Consider the following 17,294-nt stretch of genomic DNA (forward strand, 5'->3'; position numbering starts at 1 on the left):
AGAAGCAATCTCGAATATGTTTAATGGCTCTTGCATCCAGTGATTCTTAGATCCTTTGTCCTTCCTCCTTTATCCTCAGTTACCCTCTATCCAGAATGAATTCTAACAGATCATTTACCGGATGCTTCATGATCTTTCCCACGGTAATGCCTTGCTGATTGCATAGCCTGGTAAGTTCATCCGCAAAAACCGAAGCAATTGAGCCCACAAAATGGCATTTGTAGTCTCGATATTCGGGGTACGATTTGATGTTGGTTTCTATGAATTCGTTAAGGCCTTGGGTTATCTTCCCTTTAGCATAAGCTGTATCTGTAATGCTGCCTAAAAAACGCGCGAAAGATGCCAAATAGGTATTGGCATTAGGTTGCTGGTATACATGATACATAACATCCTGCACGGTAAGGTTATAATGCTCCTTAAATAGCTGAGCTATATCGGCAGGCATCTTACCATACAGATAGTCGGTAATTAAACTTTTGCCGAACCACGTACCCGAGCCTTCGTCGCCTAACACAAAGCCCAAGCCGTGCTTGCCGGCATGGATATCTTCGCCATCAAAATAAGAGATATTTGAACCGGTACCCAACACACAACATAAGCCCCGTTGATGGCCGCAAGTGGCGTACGCAGAGCCTAGCAGGTCGCTATCGACGCTGATGAATGCTTTAGTGAATAGTTGGCTAAGGGCATTCGATATGATCTCGTGCCTGTCGGGACTGGAACAGCCTGCGCCAAAAAAATAGATCTCTGTTATCTCATTGCTATGTGCTATAAGGTCGGCAGCCTGGTCCTGCAGGATCTTGACGATCTGTTTTTCGTTGTGGAAATATGGATTTAAACCTTTAGACCGAAACTTTAACGGTTCCTGACCGGGAACAGCCAGCAGCCAATCTGTTTTAGACGATCCGCTATCGGCAACAAGTATCATTTAAGCCAGTTCTTCTAAAATTTTTTGGGTGATAGGTTTGTGGAGGAACTGGGTGATGTACTTATTCTCGGCTGAGCGCTTTACATCGCTTGGATCTAAAGAAGATGATAGCATATAAACTTTTATGCCATTTTTGTTCTCGATCTCCAGCTTGTCAAACTCGCGCAAAAAATCAAAACCGCTCATGGTAGGCATGCGCAAGTCAAGGAATATCACTTCGGGGATCGCATTGCCGCTTTTTAACCAGGCAATAGCCTCATTTGCTGATTGCTTGACGACGATGTCCGCGGCAAAATTGGTACTTTCTAAAATGCGGCGGGTAACATAGTTGTCTATGTAATTATCATCTATAAGCAAGCAGGTATTATACATATCTATACCAAAAATATAAAAATAAGCCTGTTTAAAAGCATTTTACAGAAAATCTACGCTGGCGGTTATTTGCTTTAGTGTTATCTCGGCAATTTTAGACTGGTACTGCGCATTAAAGAAAGTCACCTGTGCATCAAGGTAGTTGCGTTGCGCTTCCCTTATTTCCAGAGGTGTAATAGTCCCCAGGCGGTACTTCTCAAGAGAGATCTCTAAATTTTTGCGGGCAAGCTGCACATTGCTTTCGCCCAATTTGATAAGATCCAATCCCGATAAATAACTGCTGAATAATGTATTTATCTGCGCGTTTACATTCAGTTTTGTAAGATTTACATTGATACCCGCATTATTGATCTGCAGTTTGGCGTTACGTTCCCGGCGCCACTGATTAAAGCCGTTAAAAATGTTTATCTGTGCTACCAGGCCGTAGGTAAAACCATTGGTTTGCTGCTGGCGGGCAAAACCGGCAGGCGTATTGCTATTCCCACGGGCATAGCCGCCGTTAACACCTATATTTGGATAACGTGTAGACCTGACCTGCCTTAAATTGATCTCCGATAAACGCTGACTTATTTGCGATTCCAGGATAGCAGGATTTTCTGCCTGCGCTTTGTTAAGCACATCTCCAAGCCGTATGTTCTGATCAACGATGATAGTATCTGCCACCTTAAATTCCATTTGCAGGTCGCGCACCATTAATTGGTTAAGCGCAATCTGGCTGGCTTTGAACTGCTGCTTCGACGCAATGTATGCCGCTGTATCCGTGTTATAACTTACTTGGGCATTGTACACATCCAGTTTTGAAACACGCCCAACACTGAATTTATCATTAGCATAGCGCAATTGCGTGCCCGAAATATTTAAGGCTCCCTTTAGAGATTTGATCTGCTCGTACTGGCTTACCAGTTCATAATACGTTGACATCACATTAGCCACGGTGGTAAGAACCGTGTCGCGTAAGCGTACCTGACCTAACAAGTTGCGTTGCTTAAGCGCGTCATAATTGGCGAACATGTTAAGCCCGTCGAAAATAGTCCAGTTAAGGTTAGCGCCGTAACTGGTATTAGTATTGTTGGCGTTATTGATCACGTTTAGCGTATTATCTGCACGTGTTTGTACCGTATTCTGCAAACTGTTGCTTTGCGTAAAGTTTCCGCTTACGGTAGGTAAAATGCCGGCATTACCCAAAGTCACATTGTTTTGCGCAATGCTGGAGTTGTTCTGCGACAGTTTTATGTTGTAGTTATTTTGCAATGCTATCTCTACTGCTTGCTTTAAAGACAACAAAGTACTGTCGCGCTGCGCAAAGGCTGTTTTGCTGATGATGAAACAGCACATCAATAGTAAAAAGCTTATTTTCTTTTTCATGCTGTTATAGGTTTTCAATCAGTTTTGGTTGCGGAGCAGGTTCTGCATCTATAGGTTCAGTTTCGGGATCGCGGCGCGTTTTTGGCGCGCACATCACATACATTACGGGAATAATGTAAAGCGTAAGCATTAATGAGAACAACATACCACCCATAATAACAATACCCAGCGATACCCGGCTCTTAGCGCCGGCACCCAGTGCAAAAGCAATGGGCACCGCACCGAGTACTACCGCTAAACTGGTCATTAAGATAGGGCGAAGACGCGCGGTTGCTGCCTCAACCACGGCCTCATATTTAGAGATACCGTGTTCCATACGCTGATTGGCGAATTCTACGATAAGAATGCCGTTCTTAGTTACCAAACCTACCAGCGTGATCATGCCGATCTCGCTAAAGATATTGAGCGTTTGGTTGAACAGCCAAAGCGAAATGAACGCGCCAGCGATAGCCAACGGCACAGTAAACATCACAATGAACGGATCTATAAAGCTTTCGAATTGAGCGGCTAATACAAGGTAGATCAACAACAATGCAAAGCCGAACGCGAATAAGATGTTTGATGAGCTTTCGGCATAATCCCGCGACGGGCCGCTTAGCGCGGTACTGAAAGTTGGGTCGAGCATTTTGGCAGCGATCTTATTCATCTCGTTGATGCCATCGCCTACAGTATATCCCGGCGCAAGGCCTGCCTGTATAGTGGCCGATTTGAAACGGTTAAAGTGATAGATAGACGGCGGAGTAGCATCTTCGGCGACTTTAACTACGTTGTCTAACTGTATCAACTGTCCGCGCGAGTTGCGTACGTATACCGATTTTAAATCTAAGGGCTGGTCGCGGTTGGCGCGGTCTACCTGTGCAATTACCTGGTATTGTTTACCACTTAGCAGGAAATAACTTAAACGCCCGTTTGAATAATAAAGCTGCAAGGCCGACGCGATGTCGTTTACATTTACACCCAAATCACGCGCACGGTCACGGTCTGTGGTAACCGTTAGCTCGGGTTTTGTAAATTTCAGGTTAACGTCGGGCGTGGCAAAGACCGGGTCTTTGTTAACCTCGGCAAAGAACTCGGGCAGCACCTTCCGTATCTTTTCAAAATCCTGGTTTTGGATAACAAACTGCACCGGCAGCGATGTACGCGCACCACTACCACCACCGCTTATGGTTTGTTCCTGAACCACAATGGCCCGCGCATCTGAAAATTTCTTTAACTTCTTAGTCAGCCACTCTGCCAGTTGTGCTTGCGTACGGGTACGTTTGTCAGGGGCGACCAAACCCACCCGGCCAAAACCCGAGTTAGCAGAACTGTTACCGCCAAACCCCGGCGACACTACCGAGATATTTACACTGGCTTCGGGGATGGAGTCATCTACCAGTTTAGAAACCCGGTCCATGTATTTGCTCATGAAATCATACGTCGCACCTTCAGATCCGGTAACCTGATAACGCAATAAGCTGCGGTCGTCTAAAGGCGCCAATTCAGATTGCGTTGTTTTCACCAGTATGCCAATGATCACTAAAGATATCGCCATGATCACGATAGAGATCCACCGCTTTTTCATAAAGTTGACCAGTGTTTCTGTATAGGCATTGGTCATGCGTTCAAAAAATGGCTCAGTCTTCTCGTAGAATTTCGATTTCTTTTGGTTTTTGCGGATCAGCTTAACGTTAAGCATTGGTGTTAAAGACAGCGACACGAAAGCCGATATTAATACAGAGCCCGCCACCACGATAGCGAACTCGCGGAATAACCTTCCGGTAAAGCCCTGCAGAAAGACGATAGGCAGAAACACCGCCGCCAGCGTAACCGACGTAGATATAACCGCGAACAAAATTTCTGCAGAACCTTCGAACGCCGCTTTACGAATAGCCATGCCGGCTTCTACTTTTTTGTAGATGTTTTCCGTTACTACGATACCGTCATCCACCACCAGGCCTGTAGCGAGCACGATACCCAAAAGGGTAAGGATGTTGATGGAGAAGCCAAAGGCGTACATAATGAAGAAGGTGCCTATCAGCGATACAGGTATATCTATCAGCGGGCGGAAGGCGATAAGCCAATCGCGGAAGAACAGATAGATAATGATTACCACCAGCACAAAAGAAATGATCAGCGTTTCTTCAACCTCGTCTATCGATTGGTTGATAAAACGCGTGTTATCCAGTGCCACCTTAACCGTAATATCCGGAGGGAGGTCTTTCTTTACCTGGTCTAACCGCTTATAAAAGTCTTTGGCTATTTGTACATAGTTGGCGCCGGGTTGTGGCACCAGGGCAAGGCCAACTTCGGGTACACCACTTTCGCGAAGCGACGTTTCTTCGTTTGCAGAACCCATCACCACGTAACCCACATCTTTCATGCGCACCACACGGTTGCTGTCTGCACGGATGATCAGATCGCTAAATTCCTTCGGAGTAGACATTTTACCCAAAGCCCGCACGGTAAGCTCTGTATTGTTACCCTCTATTTTACCCGCGGGTAGCTCTACGTTGCCATTGTTAATCGCGTCGCGAATGTCTGAGGCGGCAAGTCCATAAGACGATAGCTTATTAGGGTCTAACCAGATGCGCATCGCATACTGGCGCTGCCCTTGTATGTTTATCGAGCTTACACCCGGTATGGTTTGTAAAGCTTCCTGCAAAACGTTTTCGGCGTAATCATCTACCTGCATAATGTTGCGGGTGTTACTGCTAACCGTAAGGGTAATGATCTGGTCGGCGTTGGCATCGGCTTTCGTTACTACCGGCGGCGCGTCAATATCCTGCGGTAATTGGCGCTGCGCCTGCGATACCTTATCCCGCACGTCATTCGCCGCGGTTTCCAGATCGGCATCCAGGTTAAACTCTACCGTAATATTACTGGCGCCCACACTACTGGTTGACGATATGTTACGAATACCCTGCACACCGTTGATCGCTTTCTCCAGGGGTTCTGTGATCTGCGACTCGATAACCTCGGCATTGGCACCCGAGTAAGAAGTGCTTACAGATATGATAGGCGGATCGACAGAAGGGAAATCGCGCACACCCAAAAACTTATACCCTATGATGCCGAACACTACTATCACCACAGATAGCACTGTTGCCAATACCGGGCGTTTTATACTGGTTGAGGATAAACTCATGGGGCTATTTTATAACTTTTATAATTTTTACCGGAGACTTGCCGCGTATCTGTATTAGGCCCGATATAATAAGGCTGTCACCCGTTTTAAGTCCGTTAGTCACCTCAAGTTTGGTATCAGTTCTTAAGCCTGTCTCTACATTCTTAGCTACTGCCATTCCTTTGTGCACCAGATAAACCTGGTTAGTTTTTATGTTAGGTATCACACACTCTGTAGGCACCATAACGGTTCTAGGTATTTGGTCAAGCGTTAGGTTTATTTTTGCGAAACCGCCGGCGGTTATCTCTCCATTAGGGTTTGGCGCCTTTGCGCGGATGGTTAGTGTTCTGGACGTTGGGTCGATTGACGGCTCTATCGCGTAAACCGTCGCCGCAAAATTCTTTTTAGAGCTGGCAATGTTAAAGGTGATCTTGCTGCCCGGTTTTATCAGCGGTTCATAACGCTCGGGCACGTTAAAGGTTACTTTCATCGGGTCGGTATTAACCAGTGTCGCTATTGGAGTTGATTGTGATAAGTAACCACCCGGGCTTATACTACGCAAGCCGATTACGCCCGAAAACGGTGCGCGGATAACTGTTTTAGCAATTTGCGCCTTAATAACATCCCCTGCGGCTTTTAATGAATTATAGCTTGATAATGAAGTATCATATTCCTGCTGGCTTACCGCTTCCTTTTGCAATAAGATGCGGTTGCGATATTCATTTTGCTTGGCCAGTGTTATCTGATATTGGTTTTGCGCCAAAGACGCCACCAGGTCTTGGTTATAAACTTTTACCAGCACCTGGCCTTTGCTTACGCGGCCGCCTTCTTTAAAATAAATGCCGGTAATATTGCCTGCGGTTTGGCTTATCAGGCTAACCTTTTCGTTTGGGTCTATCGAACCTGTAAGGTCAATGCTGTTAGTAACCGATGTATCGTGCACTATCATCACATTAACCGGTACCGGTCCGCCTTTCTTTTTGCCGCCGGCCTTAGCGTCGGCAGTAGGGCCGCCCTGGCCATTTTTGTCTTTGCCGCCGTGCAGTTTGTTGAATATAAGGTAACCGACAACCAGTGCCAGCGCTATATATACAATGTATCTAGTTTTCATGGGGTATGTGTGGTCTATATGGTTTGTTGTTTTAGGTTGGCTTCCATAGTGGCCAGTACTTTATTAAATATGGAAATGTCTGTAGCTGTTATACTTTGGGTACTGGTCTTATTAAGGTGGTCAAACGCCTTAATGATCTCGGGTACTTCCTGCTCTGCTTTGGCGGTAATTTTTAATAACTGTTCGCGCCTGTCTGCAGGGTTTATTTCGCGGTAAACGTATCCTTTTTCTGTAAGCAGATCTATGATGCTCACCAGGGATGACTTGTCTTTATCGAGCATCTGACCTAAAGCCTTTTGCGTTAGCTGCCCGTTGTGCAGGTAAATAATAGCAAGGATATCGTGGTAGCGGTTAATGTCCAGGTGGTGTACCTGCTTGGCCAGGGCATGCATATATACCCGTCCAAAGTGCATAAGCCTACGCGAAAGTGGTTCTGTTACAATCATAAATAGCGGATTTAAAATTAACGCATGCTTATATTAGATAGTTGCATGTATCAACCATTTTACACGCTCTAGCTATTGTCTGCCGGCAATACGCTAAACCCACCTCATTTTTATAAATTGCCGCCATGAAAACCTTTGCAATCTTTGCCATTGCTTTAAGCGCGCTTATGACCACTACCACTAAAAAAACGATTGCTGCAGATAAAGTGCAGATAAAATACGAAGTGTCATTTTCTGAACCGCAGGCGCATTATGCCGATATAGAAATGACCATAAGCGGATTGGCACAGCCACACGTAGATCTGAAGATGCCGGTATGGACGCCGGGTTCTTACCTGGTGCGCGAGTTCGAGAAGAACCTTGAGGGCTTTGGCGCGAGTGCATTGGGCAAACCATTACCATTTTTAAAGACGCGCAAAAATATCTGGCGGGTTACCACCCAAGGCGTAAACACAATTAAGGTTAAATACCGCATGTATTGCTTCGAGATATCCGTGCGGACAGCCTTTATAGATGTTACCCACGCGTTTCTTTCAACCTCGGGTATGTTTTTATACCCCGACGGCATGCTGCAGCACCCATCGACTATCCATATCACCCCTTATAAAGGATGGAACAAAGTGTCGACCAGTTTAGAGATGGTTGGCAACGATCCTTTTACACGCACTGCTCCGAATTATGATATTCTGTTCGATTCGCCGATAGAAGTGGGCAACCAGGATGTGTTTGGCTTTACCGCCGCGGGCGTTAACTACGAAGTGGCGATGTATGGCGGCGGCAATTACGACAAAGAACGCCTGAAAAAAGACATGGCACATGTGGTAGAATTGGAGACTGCTATCTATGGCGAGAACCCTAACAAGCATTATACATTCATTGTGCACAATTATTTAAAGGGTGGCGGCGGACTTGAGCATTTAAGCTCGACCGTTTTGGGTGCGTCGCGCAACAACTACAACACCGATGCAGGTTATGAAGGTTTCTTATCCCTTGTAGCGCATGAGCACTTCCATCTGTGGAATGTGAAACGTTTGCGCCCCATAGCCTTAGGGCCGTTCGATTATGATAAAGAAAACTACACCACCGACCTGTGGATAGCCGAAGGCTTTACCGCCTATTATGATAATCTTATAGTTCACCGCACCAAACTTTACTCGACCGAAAACTATTTGGGCGTTTTGGCAGCTGATATCAACGTAGTGGAAAATACTCCGGGTGCGAAAATTCAGCCCCTGTCGCAAGCCAGTTTTGACGCGTGGATCAAGGCTTACCGCCCCGACGAGAACACAGCTAACACAGCAATATCTTATTACAACAAAGGCTCTATTGCTGCCTTACTGCTGGATCTTGAGATCATCAAGGATTCTAAAATGAAGTATTGCCTTGATGATGTGATGCGCTATATGTACAAGCAGTACTACAAAACTTTGAAGCGCGGTTATACCGACAAAGAGTTTAAGGAAGGCCTGGAAAAATTCGCCGGTAAGAACCTGGATGAGTTTTATGCGAAATATGTTAACGGACTAGACAAGATCGATTATGACAAGTATTTGGGTTATGCCGGTTATAAATTGATCGATGAGAACGCATCTGCAAATGTGCCGACACTGGGAATAAAAGGCGTCAACACATTGAATTCTGTTAAAGTTACCGGCGTACTTCGCGGAACATCAGCTTGGATAGACGGTATTAACGTAAACGACGAAATTACAACCATCGACGGCAAAATTGTGAACGATGTAAAAACCATGCTCGACGGTAAAAATGTAGGCGACCATATTCTGGTTTCGGTTTTACGAGATGGTCGCCCATTGGACCTTACGGTGACTTTACTGCGTAATGCCGATATCAAAGCAAAGATCGTGAGTGTCGACTCGCCATCCGCGGAACAGCTGGCCGTAAGAAAAAAATGGCTGAGTTTGTAATTAGGTAAAGCTCGTCAAGCGCTATAACTATTAAATTGCTTCGTCATTACATTCCTTGAAACGACGTTTTGCATATTTCCTGTAACGTCCCTCTTTTCTTGTGCGTCTTAAATGCAAATCACAAGAAAAATGAATACACAAATCCAAAACCCTACGGCACAATTAATAGTTGATCAGCATTTCCGCGATTACCACGGCGGATATTTTTCTGTCCTGGTGTCAGCCGAAGAAACTAACGGCGCCATGTCAATAGTCGACATGACCATGCCTAAAGGCTCTGAACCATCCTTAATATGCGCGCGCGGATATAACGCCGACCGCCTCGCTAAAGCCCTCTCATTTGGAAATGGTTGGATGGGGTACTTACGACAATTTCCCGGTGATCAAATTCAAAAACTCTGTACGGGTTTTTTCCTTTAAAAATTCGCCGGTAAAGGCAGAGGTGGTTGTAACCGAGTTTTGTTTCTGTACACCGCGCATGCTCATGCACAAGTGGCGGCATTCTATAACCACACCTACACCCATTGGGTTTAACGTTTCCTGAATGCAGTCGCGGATCTCATTGGTTAAACGCTCCTGCACTTGTAAACGTCGCGCAAAAACATCAACTACCCGCGGAATTTTGCTCAATCCCACCACATGACCGTTAGGTATGTAAGCTACATGCGCCTTGCCAAAGAATGGCAGCATGTGGTGTTCGCACATAGAATATACCTCAATGTCTTTAACAACCACCATCTGGCTATACTCTTCTTTAAACATGGCGGAGTTTAAGATCTCTTTAGCGTCAAGATCATACCCCTGAGTTAAAAACAGCAGTGCTTTAGCCACACGTTCTGGCGTTTTAAGTAAACCCTCGCGCTGTGGGTCTTCGCCTATCTGCGTTAACACATCGCGGTAGTTGCCGCTTAGCTTTTCTATAAGTTCAGGGTTATAACGGTCTATTTTATGATAGCCGTTTATGCCCTGATCGCGGTCAGGTATGTCATCAAATTGGTCTTCCATATTGGTTAGTCGCCAAAATATTCGGCACTGTTATTTTCAGTTTCAAAAAGTTTTACCGAGTGCAAAAATACTCCTTCGTAAGCTTCGATAGGCTGTTTTAACTGCTTAAAGATCTCTATGCAAAGCAATTCGGTCGATGCCATTTTGCCTCTCATAAAATCTACATCCATATTGATGTTCTTATGGTCAAGTTTTTCTATTACATAGTCATTGATGATAACCTTTAACTCTTTAAGATCTATAAGGTAGCCGGTCTCATGAGTTACGTGTCCCTTAACCGTCACAAACAAATTGTAGTTGTGGCCATGCCAGTTGGGGTTGGCACATTTTCCAAATATCTCGAGGTTTTTTTCTGCGCTCCACTCGTCGCGGTACATGCGATGGGCTGCATTAAAATGCTCTTTGCGCGTTATGTATATCATCATACCTTGTAATTGGTGCAAATATACAAAACAATTAAAGGCGGCTTGTTTTATCTTAGGCGTAAGAAATAGCCATGAGATTATTAATTGTAGCAGCAACTGAGGCAGAGATAAGGCCGTTGATAGAGAATACTGAATATCAAATGTCGAATGCTGAATATCGACGTGAAAATTCGGCCCGACCTCTCCCCCCGCCCTCTCCAAAGGAGAGGGAGCCGGAAAATAAAGCTTTTGCTACCCTCTTTGGAGAGCGCAAGAGTGAGGCCTCATATCTTGTCACCGGCGTCGGTATGGTGGCCACGGCTTACGCGCTGGGGGTGCATCTGGCGTCAAATTATTACGACCTGGTAATTAACCTCGGTATAGCCGGCAGTTTTGACCGCCGCATTGCCCTTGGCAATGTAGTAGAAATTGTAGAAGACACCTTTACGGAAATGGGCGCCGAAGACGACGAGGCATTTATTCCTTTGGATACTTTGGGATTCGGCGATGTTACCTATAAACCCAACGGGCATCCGTTTTTAAATATTCCGCAGGTAAAGGCAATAACGGTCAATAAAGTTCACGGCAACGAAAAGTCGATACAGACCGTTGTTGACCGGCTAAACCCGCAACTGGAAAGTATGGAAGGTGCAGCCTTCTTTTATGCCTGCGAAAAAGCGGGTGTGCCGGGGGTACAAATCAGGGCGGTGTCAAATTATGTAGAAAAGCGGAATCGCGATGCCTGGCAGATAGGTCTTGCCGTTAAAAATCTGAATAAATTTGCGGTGGAAATGTTGAACATATTACGTAATACGTAGTGTTTTCATTTAAGTTCCTGACAATACTCACAACATCTAACTTACTACCTACAACGTCTATGAAACTCACCCTCGGCTTTTCGCCTTGCCCTAATGATACCTTTATTTTCGATGCGCTGATCCACCACAAGATTGACACCGAAGGTTTAGAATTCGACGTATTTTATGATGATGTGGAAACGTTGAACCACAAAGCATTTGCGGGCACGTTGGACATCACTAAACTCAGCTACCATGCTTTTGCCTACGCGGCTGATAAATACGCGTTACTTGATGCAGGCAGCGCCTTGGGTTTCGGCGTGGGCCCGATGCTGATATCGAAAACATCTCCCCAACCCTCTCCGAAGAACAAGGAGTTGTCATTTGGAGAGTATGTCTCACATCTCACATCTCAAATCTCACATCTCAGAATTGGCATCCCCGGTAAATACACCACTGCCAACTTTTTACTAAGCCTGGCTTTTCCGCAGGCGACCAATAAACAGGAAATTGTCTTCTCTAAAATTGAAGACGCCTTGCTGAATGACGAGATCGACGTTGGCCTGATCATCCACGAAAACCGCTTCACTTATCAAAACAATGGCTTAAAAAAGATCATCGACCTGGGCGACTATTGGGAGCAGCAAACCGGCTGTGCCATCCCGCTAGGTGGTATTGTCATCAACCGCAAGCTGACCTCGGATGTGCAATTAAAAGTTAACCGGCTGATCAGGAAATCCGTAGAATATGCGTTTGCTAACCCCAAATCGGGGCTTGACTACATTCGCTCGCACGCGCAAGAAATGAGCGAAGAAGTGATGTACAAGCACATCGACCTTTATGTTAACAAATACTCGATAAACCTCGGCGAAGAAGGACGTAGAGCCATTGATACCCTTTTTGCTAAAGCAACGGAGGAAAGGATCATTCCTCCACTACCATCCGGGTTGAATTTGTATGTGACAGAGTAGTTTCAATTGGATTTAACCCGTTCTGTCACCCTGAGCCTGTCGAAGGGTCTATATTGCACAATGCTTCGACAGGCTCAGCATGACAAATCTTTTAATCGCTCCTTAGCTCCCCCTCCTTCCGAGAGGGCCGGGGTGAGGCTTACCCTAATACAACAAATGATCGTACGGATACCGTTCGGTATGCAGGGCGATCACATAATCATACAGCATCTTCCTAAATTCATCTACGTTTTCCTTTTTCAAAGCAGAGATAAATATCGCCGGACTATTATTCGCAGCCATCCAGCTTTGCTGAAACTCGTCGATGGTTAGCTTGTGCGCTTCGTCGCCGGGGTGTACTTGTACAGGTTCGTAAGCATCTATCTTATTAAAAACGGTGATGATCTGTTTGTCAATAGCGCCAAGGTCTTTCAGGGTTTCGTTGACCGTACGTATCTGGTCTTCGAAATTGGGGTGCGACACATCTACCACATGGATCAGAATGTCTGCCTCGCGAACCTCATCTAATGTCGATTTAAAACACTCTACCAAATGGTGAGGCAATTTGCGGATAAACCCTACCGTATCCGAAAGTAAAAAAGGTAGGTTCTCTATCACCACCTTCCGCACCGTTGTATCCAGCGTAGCGAAAAGCTTGTTCTCTGCAAATACCTCCGACTTGGAGATCATGTTCATAATGGTAGACTTGCCTACGTTAGTGTAGCCTACCAATGCCACCCTTATCAGTTGATGGCGGTTCTTGCGCTGGGTTTCATTCTGTCTGTCAATGCTTTTTAGCCTGTCCTTAAGCAGTGAAATTTTATTCAGGATCAAACGCCTGTCGGTCTCAATCTGGCTTTCACCCGGGCCGCGCATACCAATACCACCTTTTTGCCGCTCCAAGTGGGTCCATAAGCGGGTAAGGCGGGGTAATAGATATTGTAACTGGGCAAGTTCGACCTGGCTTTTTGCCTGAGCGGTTTGCGCACGGCCTGCAAAAATATCAAGGATTAAATTGCTTCGGTCCAGTATCTTGACACCTATCTCATTCTCTATATTTCGTAGCTGCGATGGCGAGAGTTCATCGTCAAACACCACCATATCTATCTCTTCAGACTTTACATAAGCCGTGATCTCTTCCAGTTTACCCGTGCCTACGAAAGTGGCACGTTCGGGGCGCTGCAATTTCTGCGTAAACCATTTTTCGGTTTTAGCGCCGGCGGTTTCCGCTAAAAATTGCAGCTCTTCCAGATATTCTTTAGACTGTTCGTCGGTCATGTCGGGCGTAATTAGCCCAACCAGAACAGCACGTTCCTGCTTCACAGCAGTATCATAAAATTTTTGCTTCATTAATGTTAAAGTTACAATACTAATGCCATTGTTAACAGCGGTACAAAATGGCAGGTGATGCCTCACCCCAACCCCTCTCCAATAGAGAGGGGCTATTTATTAGCGACAGACATCGGGACAATGCAATGGCAGGTAAGCAATTTTTGGGCGTTCCCCTTCTCCCGATAGTCATCGGGATCGGGTCGGGCTATGCGCTTTTACGTTTGCAAGCAAACGGTAACCGCTCCTATGCTTAACGCGACTTGCAAAGCCGCAAAACAATTTTTTCTTTCAGGGAGTTAGGGGTTTACAACTCTTTCACAAACTCCGCCATTGCCTTGCCTGGGTCTGCTTCCTTCATAAAGTTCTCGCCGATCAAAAAGCCGTTAAAGCCTGCCTGCTTTAGTTCCTTAATGGTTTGCGGATTGCTAATGGCGCTCTCAGATATCTTTAAAAACTCCTCAGGAATATGTTTGGCCAATTGATAAGACGTCTCGACGGACACCGTAAAGTCGGCAAGGTTGCGGTTGTTAACGCCGATAGCATCAAGGTTGCTTTCAATACTGCGCTCTAACTCTTCAAGATTGTGCACTTCTAGCAAAACGCTTAAGCCTAAACTTTTGGCCAGGGCAGCAAATGTTCTGATCTGTTCCGGAGAGAGGATTGCTGCGATAAGCAGGATCACATCGGCGCCGATAGCTTTCGCTTCTACTATCTGGTACTCGTCAATCATAAAATCTTTGCGCAGCAGTGGTATCTGGTTTACTAAGCGGGCTTTCGTCAGGTCGCGTTTGCGGCCCATAAAAAAGTGGTTGTCAGTAAGTACAGAAAGTGCCGAAGCACCTGCGGCGTTGTAACCCATGGTTACATCCTCTACCTTTACATCATCGTTGATCACACCTTTAGAGGGAGACTTCCTTTTAAACTCAGCAATAATACCGGTACGGTCGGGCGCGGTCAAAAATTCTTTAAAAGAATGCGTGGGGCACGTAAAGTACTCCGACTCCTCTAAAAACATGTAAGAGAACCGCTTCTTCGCTGCAGCGACTTCACTTTTTTTGTGCGCCACTATTTTATCAAGTATGTTCATTAATCCTATCAATAATAACCTTGTCATTGCGAGCCAACTTTGTTGGCGCGGCAATCCCCGTAGGTTGTTAATTTCTTTTATTGCGACGGGATTGCTGCGTCGCTACGCTCCTCGCAATGACAATCGCGGACATTCCTTTTTAGGGGGTCTCATTTAACCAGTTCTCCATCATTTTTTTACCGCCCTCGGTCAATATCGACTCCGGGTGAAACTGCACGCCGATAACGTCACATTTTTTGTGCCTTACCGCCATAACCGAGCCATCATTTTCATCTATCGCTGTTACGTGCAGATCTTCGGGCAGGTCGGCAGGGTTTACCACCCACGAATGGTACCTGCCTACCTTGATATACCCAGGTAAGTCCCGGAACAAGGGTTCATTTTCATCAACAACCTTTACAGGCGTCGCGATACCGTGCATTGGCCTCCCCAGGTTCAACAACGAACCGCCAAACGCTTCGGCTATGGCCTGCTGGCCAAGGCATACACCAAAAATACGCTTTTCTGCCGCGTAGCGTTTTATCACATCCAGCAGCAAACCGGCCTCTGACGGTATACCCGGTCCGGGAGACAAGATGATCCGGTCGTAAGCAGCCACATCTGCCAGTTCAAACTGGTCGTTACGCCAAACCTCACAATCCATACCGCATTCATTAACCAGGTGTACCAGGTTATAGGTAAATGAATCGTAGTTGTCTATAATTAAAATTTTATCGGCACCCCCCAGCCCCCTGAAGGGGGAGTTTGCCGCCCGGTATCCTGAACGGGAAGTATCATTAACCCCCCGACCCCCTAGAGGGGGAGTGTTTGCTTTATGTTTTCCACTATGATTGTTATCTTCCATATTGTGTTTAATTTCCCCCTTCAGGGGGTTAGGGGGTTTAAAGTTCCTCCGCCAGTTTCAACGCCCTGTGCAGGGCAGCTATTTTGTTATTTACTTCTTGCAATTCATTTTCGGCAACCGAGTCGGCAACAATACCTGCCCCGGCTTGGTAATGCAATGTGTTATTTTTGCTTAAAAAGGAGCGGATCATTATGGCGTGGTTAAAGTCGCCGTTAAAGCCCACATACCCTATGGCGCCGCTATAGAAACTGCGTTTTATGTTTTCGTTCTCGTCAATAATTTCCATCGCGCGGAACTTCGGTGCACCGCTAAGGGTCCCGGCCGGGTAGGTATCTGCTACTACCTTAAAAGCGGATACGCCGTCGCGCAATTTGCCGCTCACTTCTGATACCAGGTGGATCACGTGCGAGTAATACTGCACCTCCTTAAACTTTTTAACCACCACATCCGTGCAATGGCGGCTCAAGTCATTTCGTGCCAAGTCTACCAGCATCACATGCTCTGCCGATTCTTTAGGGTCTTCTTCCAGTTTACGGGCGGTAACAGCATCCTGCTCGTCATCGCCGCTGCGTTTAAAGGTGCCCGCGATAGGATAGATGCTGGCAACGCGGTTCTTGATAGTGATCTGCGCTTCCGGCGATGAACCGAAGATCCTGAAATCGCCATAGTCGAAATAGAATAAATAAGGCGACGGATTGACCGAACGTAAGGCACGATAGACGTTGAACTCGTCGCCTAAAAATTCTTGTGAAAAGGCCCTTGACGGCACGATCTGAAAAACATCGCCGCGGTAAATGTGCTGCTTCATTTTCTCCACTACCTGCTTAAAGCCATCATCTGTTAAGTTAGACTGCTCTTCGCCCTTCGCCTCAAAATGATACTCTGGAAAATTCTTGTTTTTGATCAGATATTCTACCTTTTCCAGGCCGCCATTTTCTTGCTGCCCTGCAGGCTGATTCTGAAAAATGTATAACTCATTTTTAAAATGGTCTATTGCGATAATGTACCTGTATATGTGGTACTGCATCTCTGGTATCTTCCGATAGTCACCCTCAACGGTTTTCAACTTTATGGTCTCGAAATGCTCAACAGCCTCGTGGGTAAAATAACCGAACAGGCCATTCGATATGATCTTTGACGCGTTATCATCAACCTTAAAATCATTAATAAACGCCGCGATCTCATCAGTAAGGTCAAAGCTTCCGGCAGTAAAAGTGCGGTTTGTGCCGTCGGGATAGCTTTTGGTTAAAATTCCATCTGCCAACCTTATTCCCGCAATAGGTTCGCAGCAAACATAGCTCATGCTGTTTTCGCGGCTGTGGTAGTCAGAACTTTCCAGCAATAAAGAATTAGGGAACACATCGCGCAGCCGTAAAAAAATGCTCACCGGAGTTGTAGTATCGGCAAGCAGCTTTTTCGCGGTGGTATGTATGTTAAATGTCGTCATTAAGTGTCAAAATATATAAATGAAAAACCCGGCAGTGGTTGCTGCCGGGCTCATATCAGGTTTACAATTGGTTAGTAAATCCAGTTAATAATCAGATCCGGCAATCATAGAATTATGAAGCCACCAGTATTTGGTTATTGCTGATTTATTAAACATGCAGAGGCAAATATTATAA

The 17,294-nt window shown here is 45.8% G+C and carries 16 protein-coding genes; 4 read left to right on the top strand and 12 right to left on the bottom strand.

Going from position 1 to position 17,294, the window contains the following annotated elements:
- Positions 1–79: 79 nt before the first annotated feature.
- The 6 genes from GO620_RS15355 to GO620_RS15380 are packed head-to-tail and all read right to left on the bottom strand — an operon-like array spanning position 80 to position 7,328.
- A complete protein-coding gene (locus GO620_RS15355; protein ID WP_157524643.1) occupies positions 80–928 on the bottom strand; it encodes an N-acetylglucosamine kinase in 849 nt (282 codons plus the stop codon).
- Complete coding sequence (locus GO620_RS15360) at positions 929–1,300, bottom strand: response regulator (RefSeq protein WP_157524644.1); 372 nt, start codon at positions 1,298–1,300, stop codon at positions 929–931.
- 42 nt (positions 1,301–1,342) lie between these two features.
- Complete coding sequence (locus GO620_RS15365) at positions 1,343–2,665, bottom strand: TolC family protein (protein WP_244139421.1); 1,323 nt, start codon at positions 2,663–2,665, stop codon at positions 1,343–1,345.
- Positions 2,666–2,669: 4 nt separating this feature from the next.
- Positions 2,670–5,792 carry an efflux RND transporter permease subunit gene (locus tag GO620_RS15370; protein ID WP_157524645.1) on the bottom strand — a complete coding sequence of 1,041 codons (3,123 nt, stop codon included), beginning with the start codon at positions 5,790–5,792 and terminating at the stop codon, positions 2,670–2,672.
- 4 nt (positions 5,793–5,796) lie between these two features.
- On the bottom strand, positions 5,797–6,882 hold the full coding sequence (locus GO620_RS15375; protein ID WP_157524646.1) for an efflux RND transporter periplasmic adaptor subunit: 1,086 nt from the start codon (positions 6,880–6,882) through the stop codon (positions 5,797–5,799).
- A 14-nt stretch (positions 6,883–6,896) separates the two neighbouring features.
- A complete protein-coding gene (locus GO620_RS15380) occupies positions 6,897–7,328 on the bottom strand; it encodes a MarR family winged helix-turn-helix transcriptional regulator (protein ID WP_157524647.1) in 432 nt (143 codons plus the stop codon).
- A 125-nt stretch (positions 7,329–7,453) separates the two neighbouring features.
- Here GO620_RS15380 and GO620_RS15385 point away from each other — a divergent pair, with 125 nt between their 5' ends.
- Together GO620_RS15385 and GO620_RS15390 are read left to right on the top strand one after the other, a co-directional pair.
- On the top strand, positions 7,454–9,253 hold the full coding sequence (locus GO620_RS15385; RefSeq protein WP_198173542.1) for a M61 family metallopeptidase: 1,800 nt from the start codon (positions 7,454–7,456) through the stop codon (positions 9,251–9,253).
- 129 nt (positions 9,254–9,382) lie between these two features.
- Entirely contained in the window at positions 9,383–9,673 is a 291-nt protein-coding gene (locus tag GO620_RS15390; RefSeq protein WP_157524648.1) for a hypothetical protein, read from the top strand.
- Here the strand turns inward: GO620_RS15390 and folE are convergent.
- Both folE and GO620_RS15400 read right to left on the bottom strand, forming a co-directional pair.
- Entirely contained in the window at positions 9,617–10,258 is a 642-nt protein-coding gene (folE, locus tag GO620_RS15395; RefSeq protein WP_157524649.1) for a GTP cyclohydrolase I FolE, read from the bottom strand. The two genes, GO620_RS15390 and folE, sit on opposite strands and share 57 nt — an antisense overlap.
- A gap of 5 nt (positions 10,259–10,263) precedes the next feature.
- Positions 10,264–10,680, bottom strand: coding sequence for a 6-pyruvoyl trahydropterin synthase family protein (locus GO620_RS15400; RefSeq protein ID WP_157525147.1), 417 nt, complete (start codon positions 10,678–10,680; stop codon positions 10,264–10,266).
- Between the two features lie 74 nt (positions 10,681–10,754).
- On the opposite strand from GO620_RS15400, the gene mqnB reads away from it, so the two are divergent.
- The gene (gene mqnB, locus GO620_RS15405) at positions 10,755–11,480 is read left to right on the top strand and encodes a futalosine hydrolase (protein ID WP_157524650.1); all 726 of its coding nucleotides are present in this window, start codon (positions 10,755–10,757) and stop codon (positions 11,478–11,480) included.
- Positions 11,481–11,539: 59 nt separating this feature from the next.
- Positions 11,540–12,430 carry a menaquinone biosynthesis family protein gene (locus tag GO620_RS15410; protein ID WP_157524651.1) on the top strand — a complete coding sequence of 297 codons (891 nt, stop codon included), beginning with the start codon at positions 11,540–11,542 and terminating at the stop codon, positions 12,428–12,430.
- Positions 12,431–12,574: 144 nt separating this feature from the next.
- Here the strand turns inward: GO620_RS15410 and hflX are convergent, their stop codons facing one another.
- The 4 genes from hflX to GO620_RS15430 all read right to left on the bottom strand — a co-directional run bounded on the left by hflX (position 12,575) and on the right by GO620_RS15430 (position 17,119).
- Entirely contained in the window at positions 12,575–13,759 is a 1,185-nt protein-coding gene (gene hflX, locus GO620_RS15415; RefSeq protein ID WP_157524652.1) for a GTPase HflX, read from the bottom strand.
- Positions 13,760–14,045: 286 nt separating this feature from the next.
- On the bottom strand, positions 14,046–14,828 hold the full coding sequence (gene trpC / locus GO620_RS15420; RefSeq protein ID WP_157525149.1) for an indole-3-glycerol phosphate synthase TrpC: 783 nt from the start codon (positions 14,826–14,828) through the stop codon (positions 14,046–14,048).
- Between the two features lie 139 nt (positions 14,829–14,967).
- Complete coding sequence (locus GO620_RS15425; protein WP_157524653.1) at positions 14,968–15,672, bottom strand: anthranilate synthase component II; 705 nt, start codon at positions 15,670–15,672, stop codon at positions 14,968–14,970.
- Positions 15,673–15,709: 37 nt separating this feature from the next.
- A complete protein-coding gene (locus GO620_RS15430; RefSeq protein WP_157524654.1) occupies positions 15,710–17,119 on the bottom strand; it encodes an anthranilate synthase component I family protein in 1,410 nt (469 codons plus the stop codon).
- Positions 17,120–17,294: the final 175 nt, after the last annotated feature.

This window comes from Mucilaginibacter ginkgonis (assembly GCF_009754905.2).
Taxonomy (GTDB): domain Bacteria; phylum Bacteroidota; class Bacteroidia; order Sphingobacteriales; family Sphingobacteriaceae; genus Mucilaginibacter; species Mucilaginibacter ginkgonis.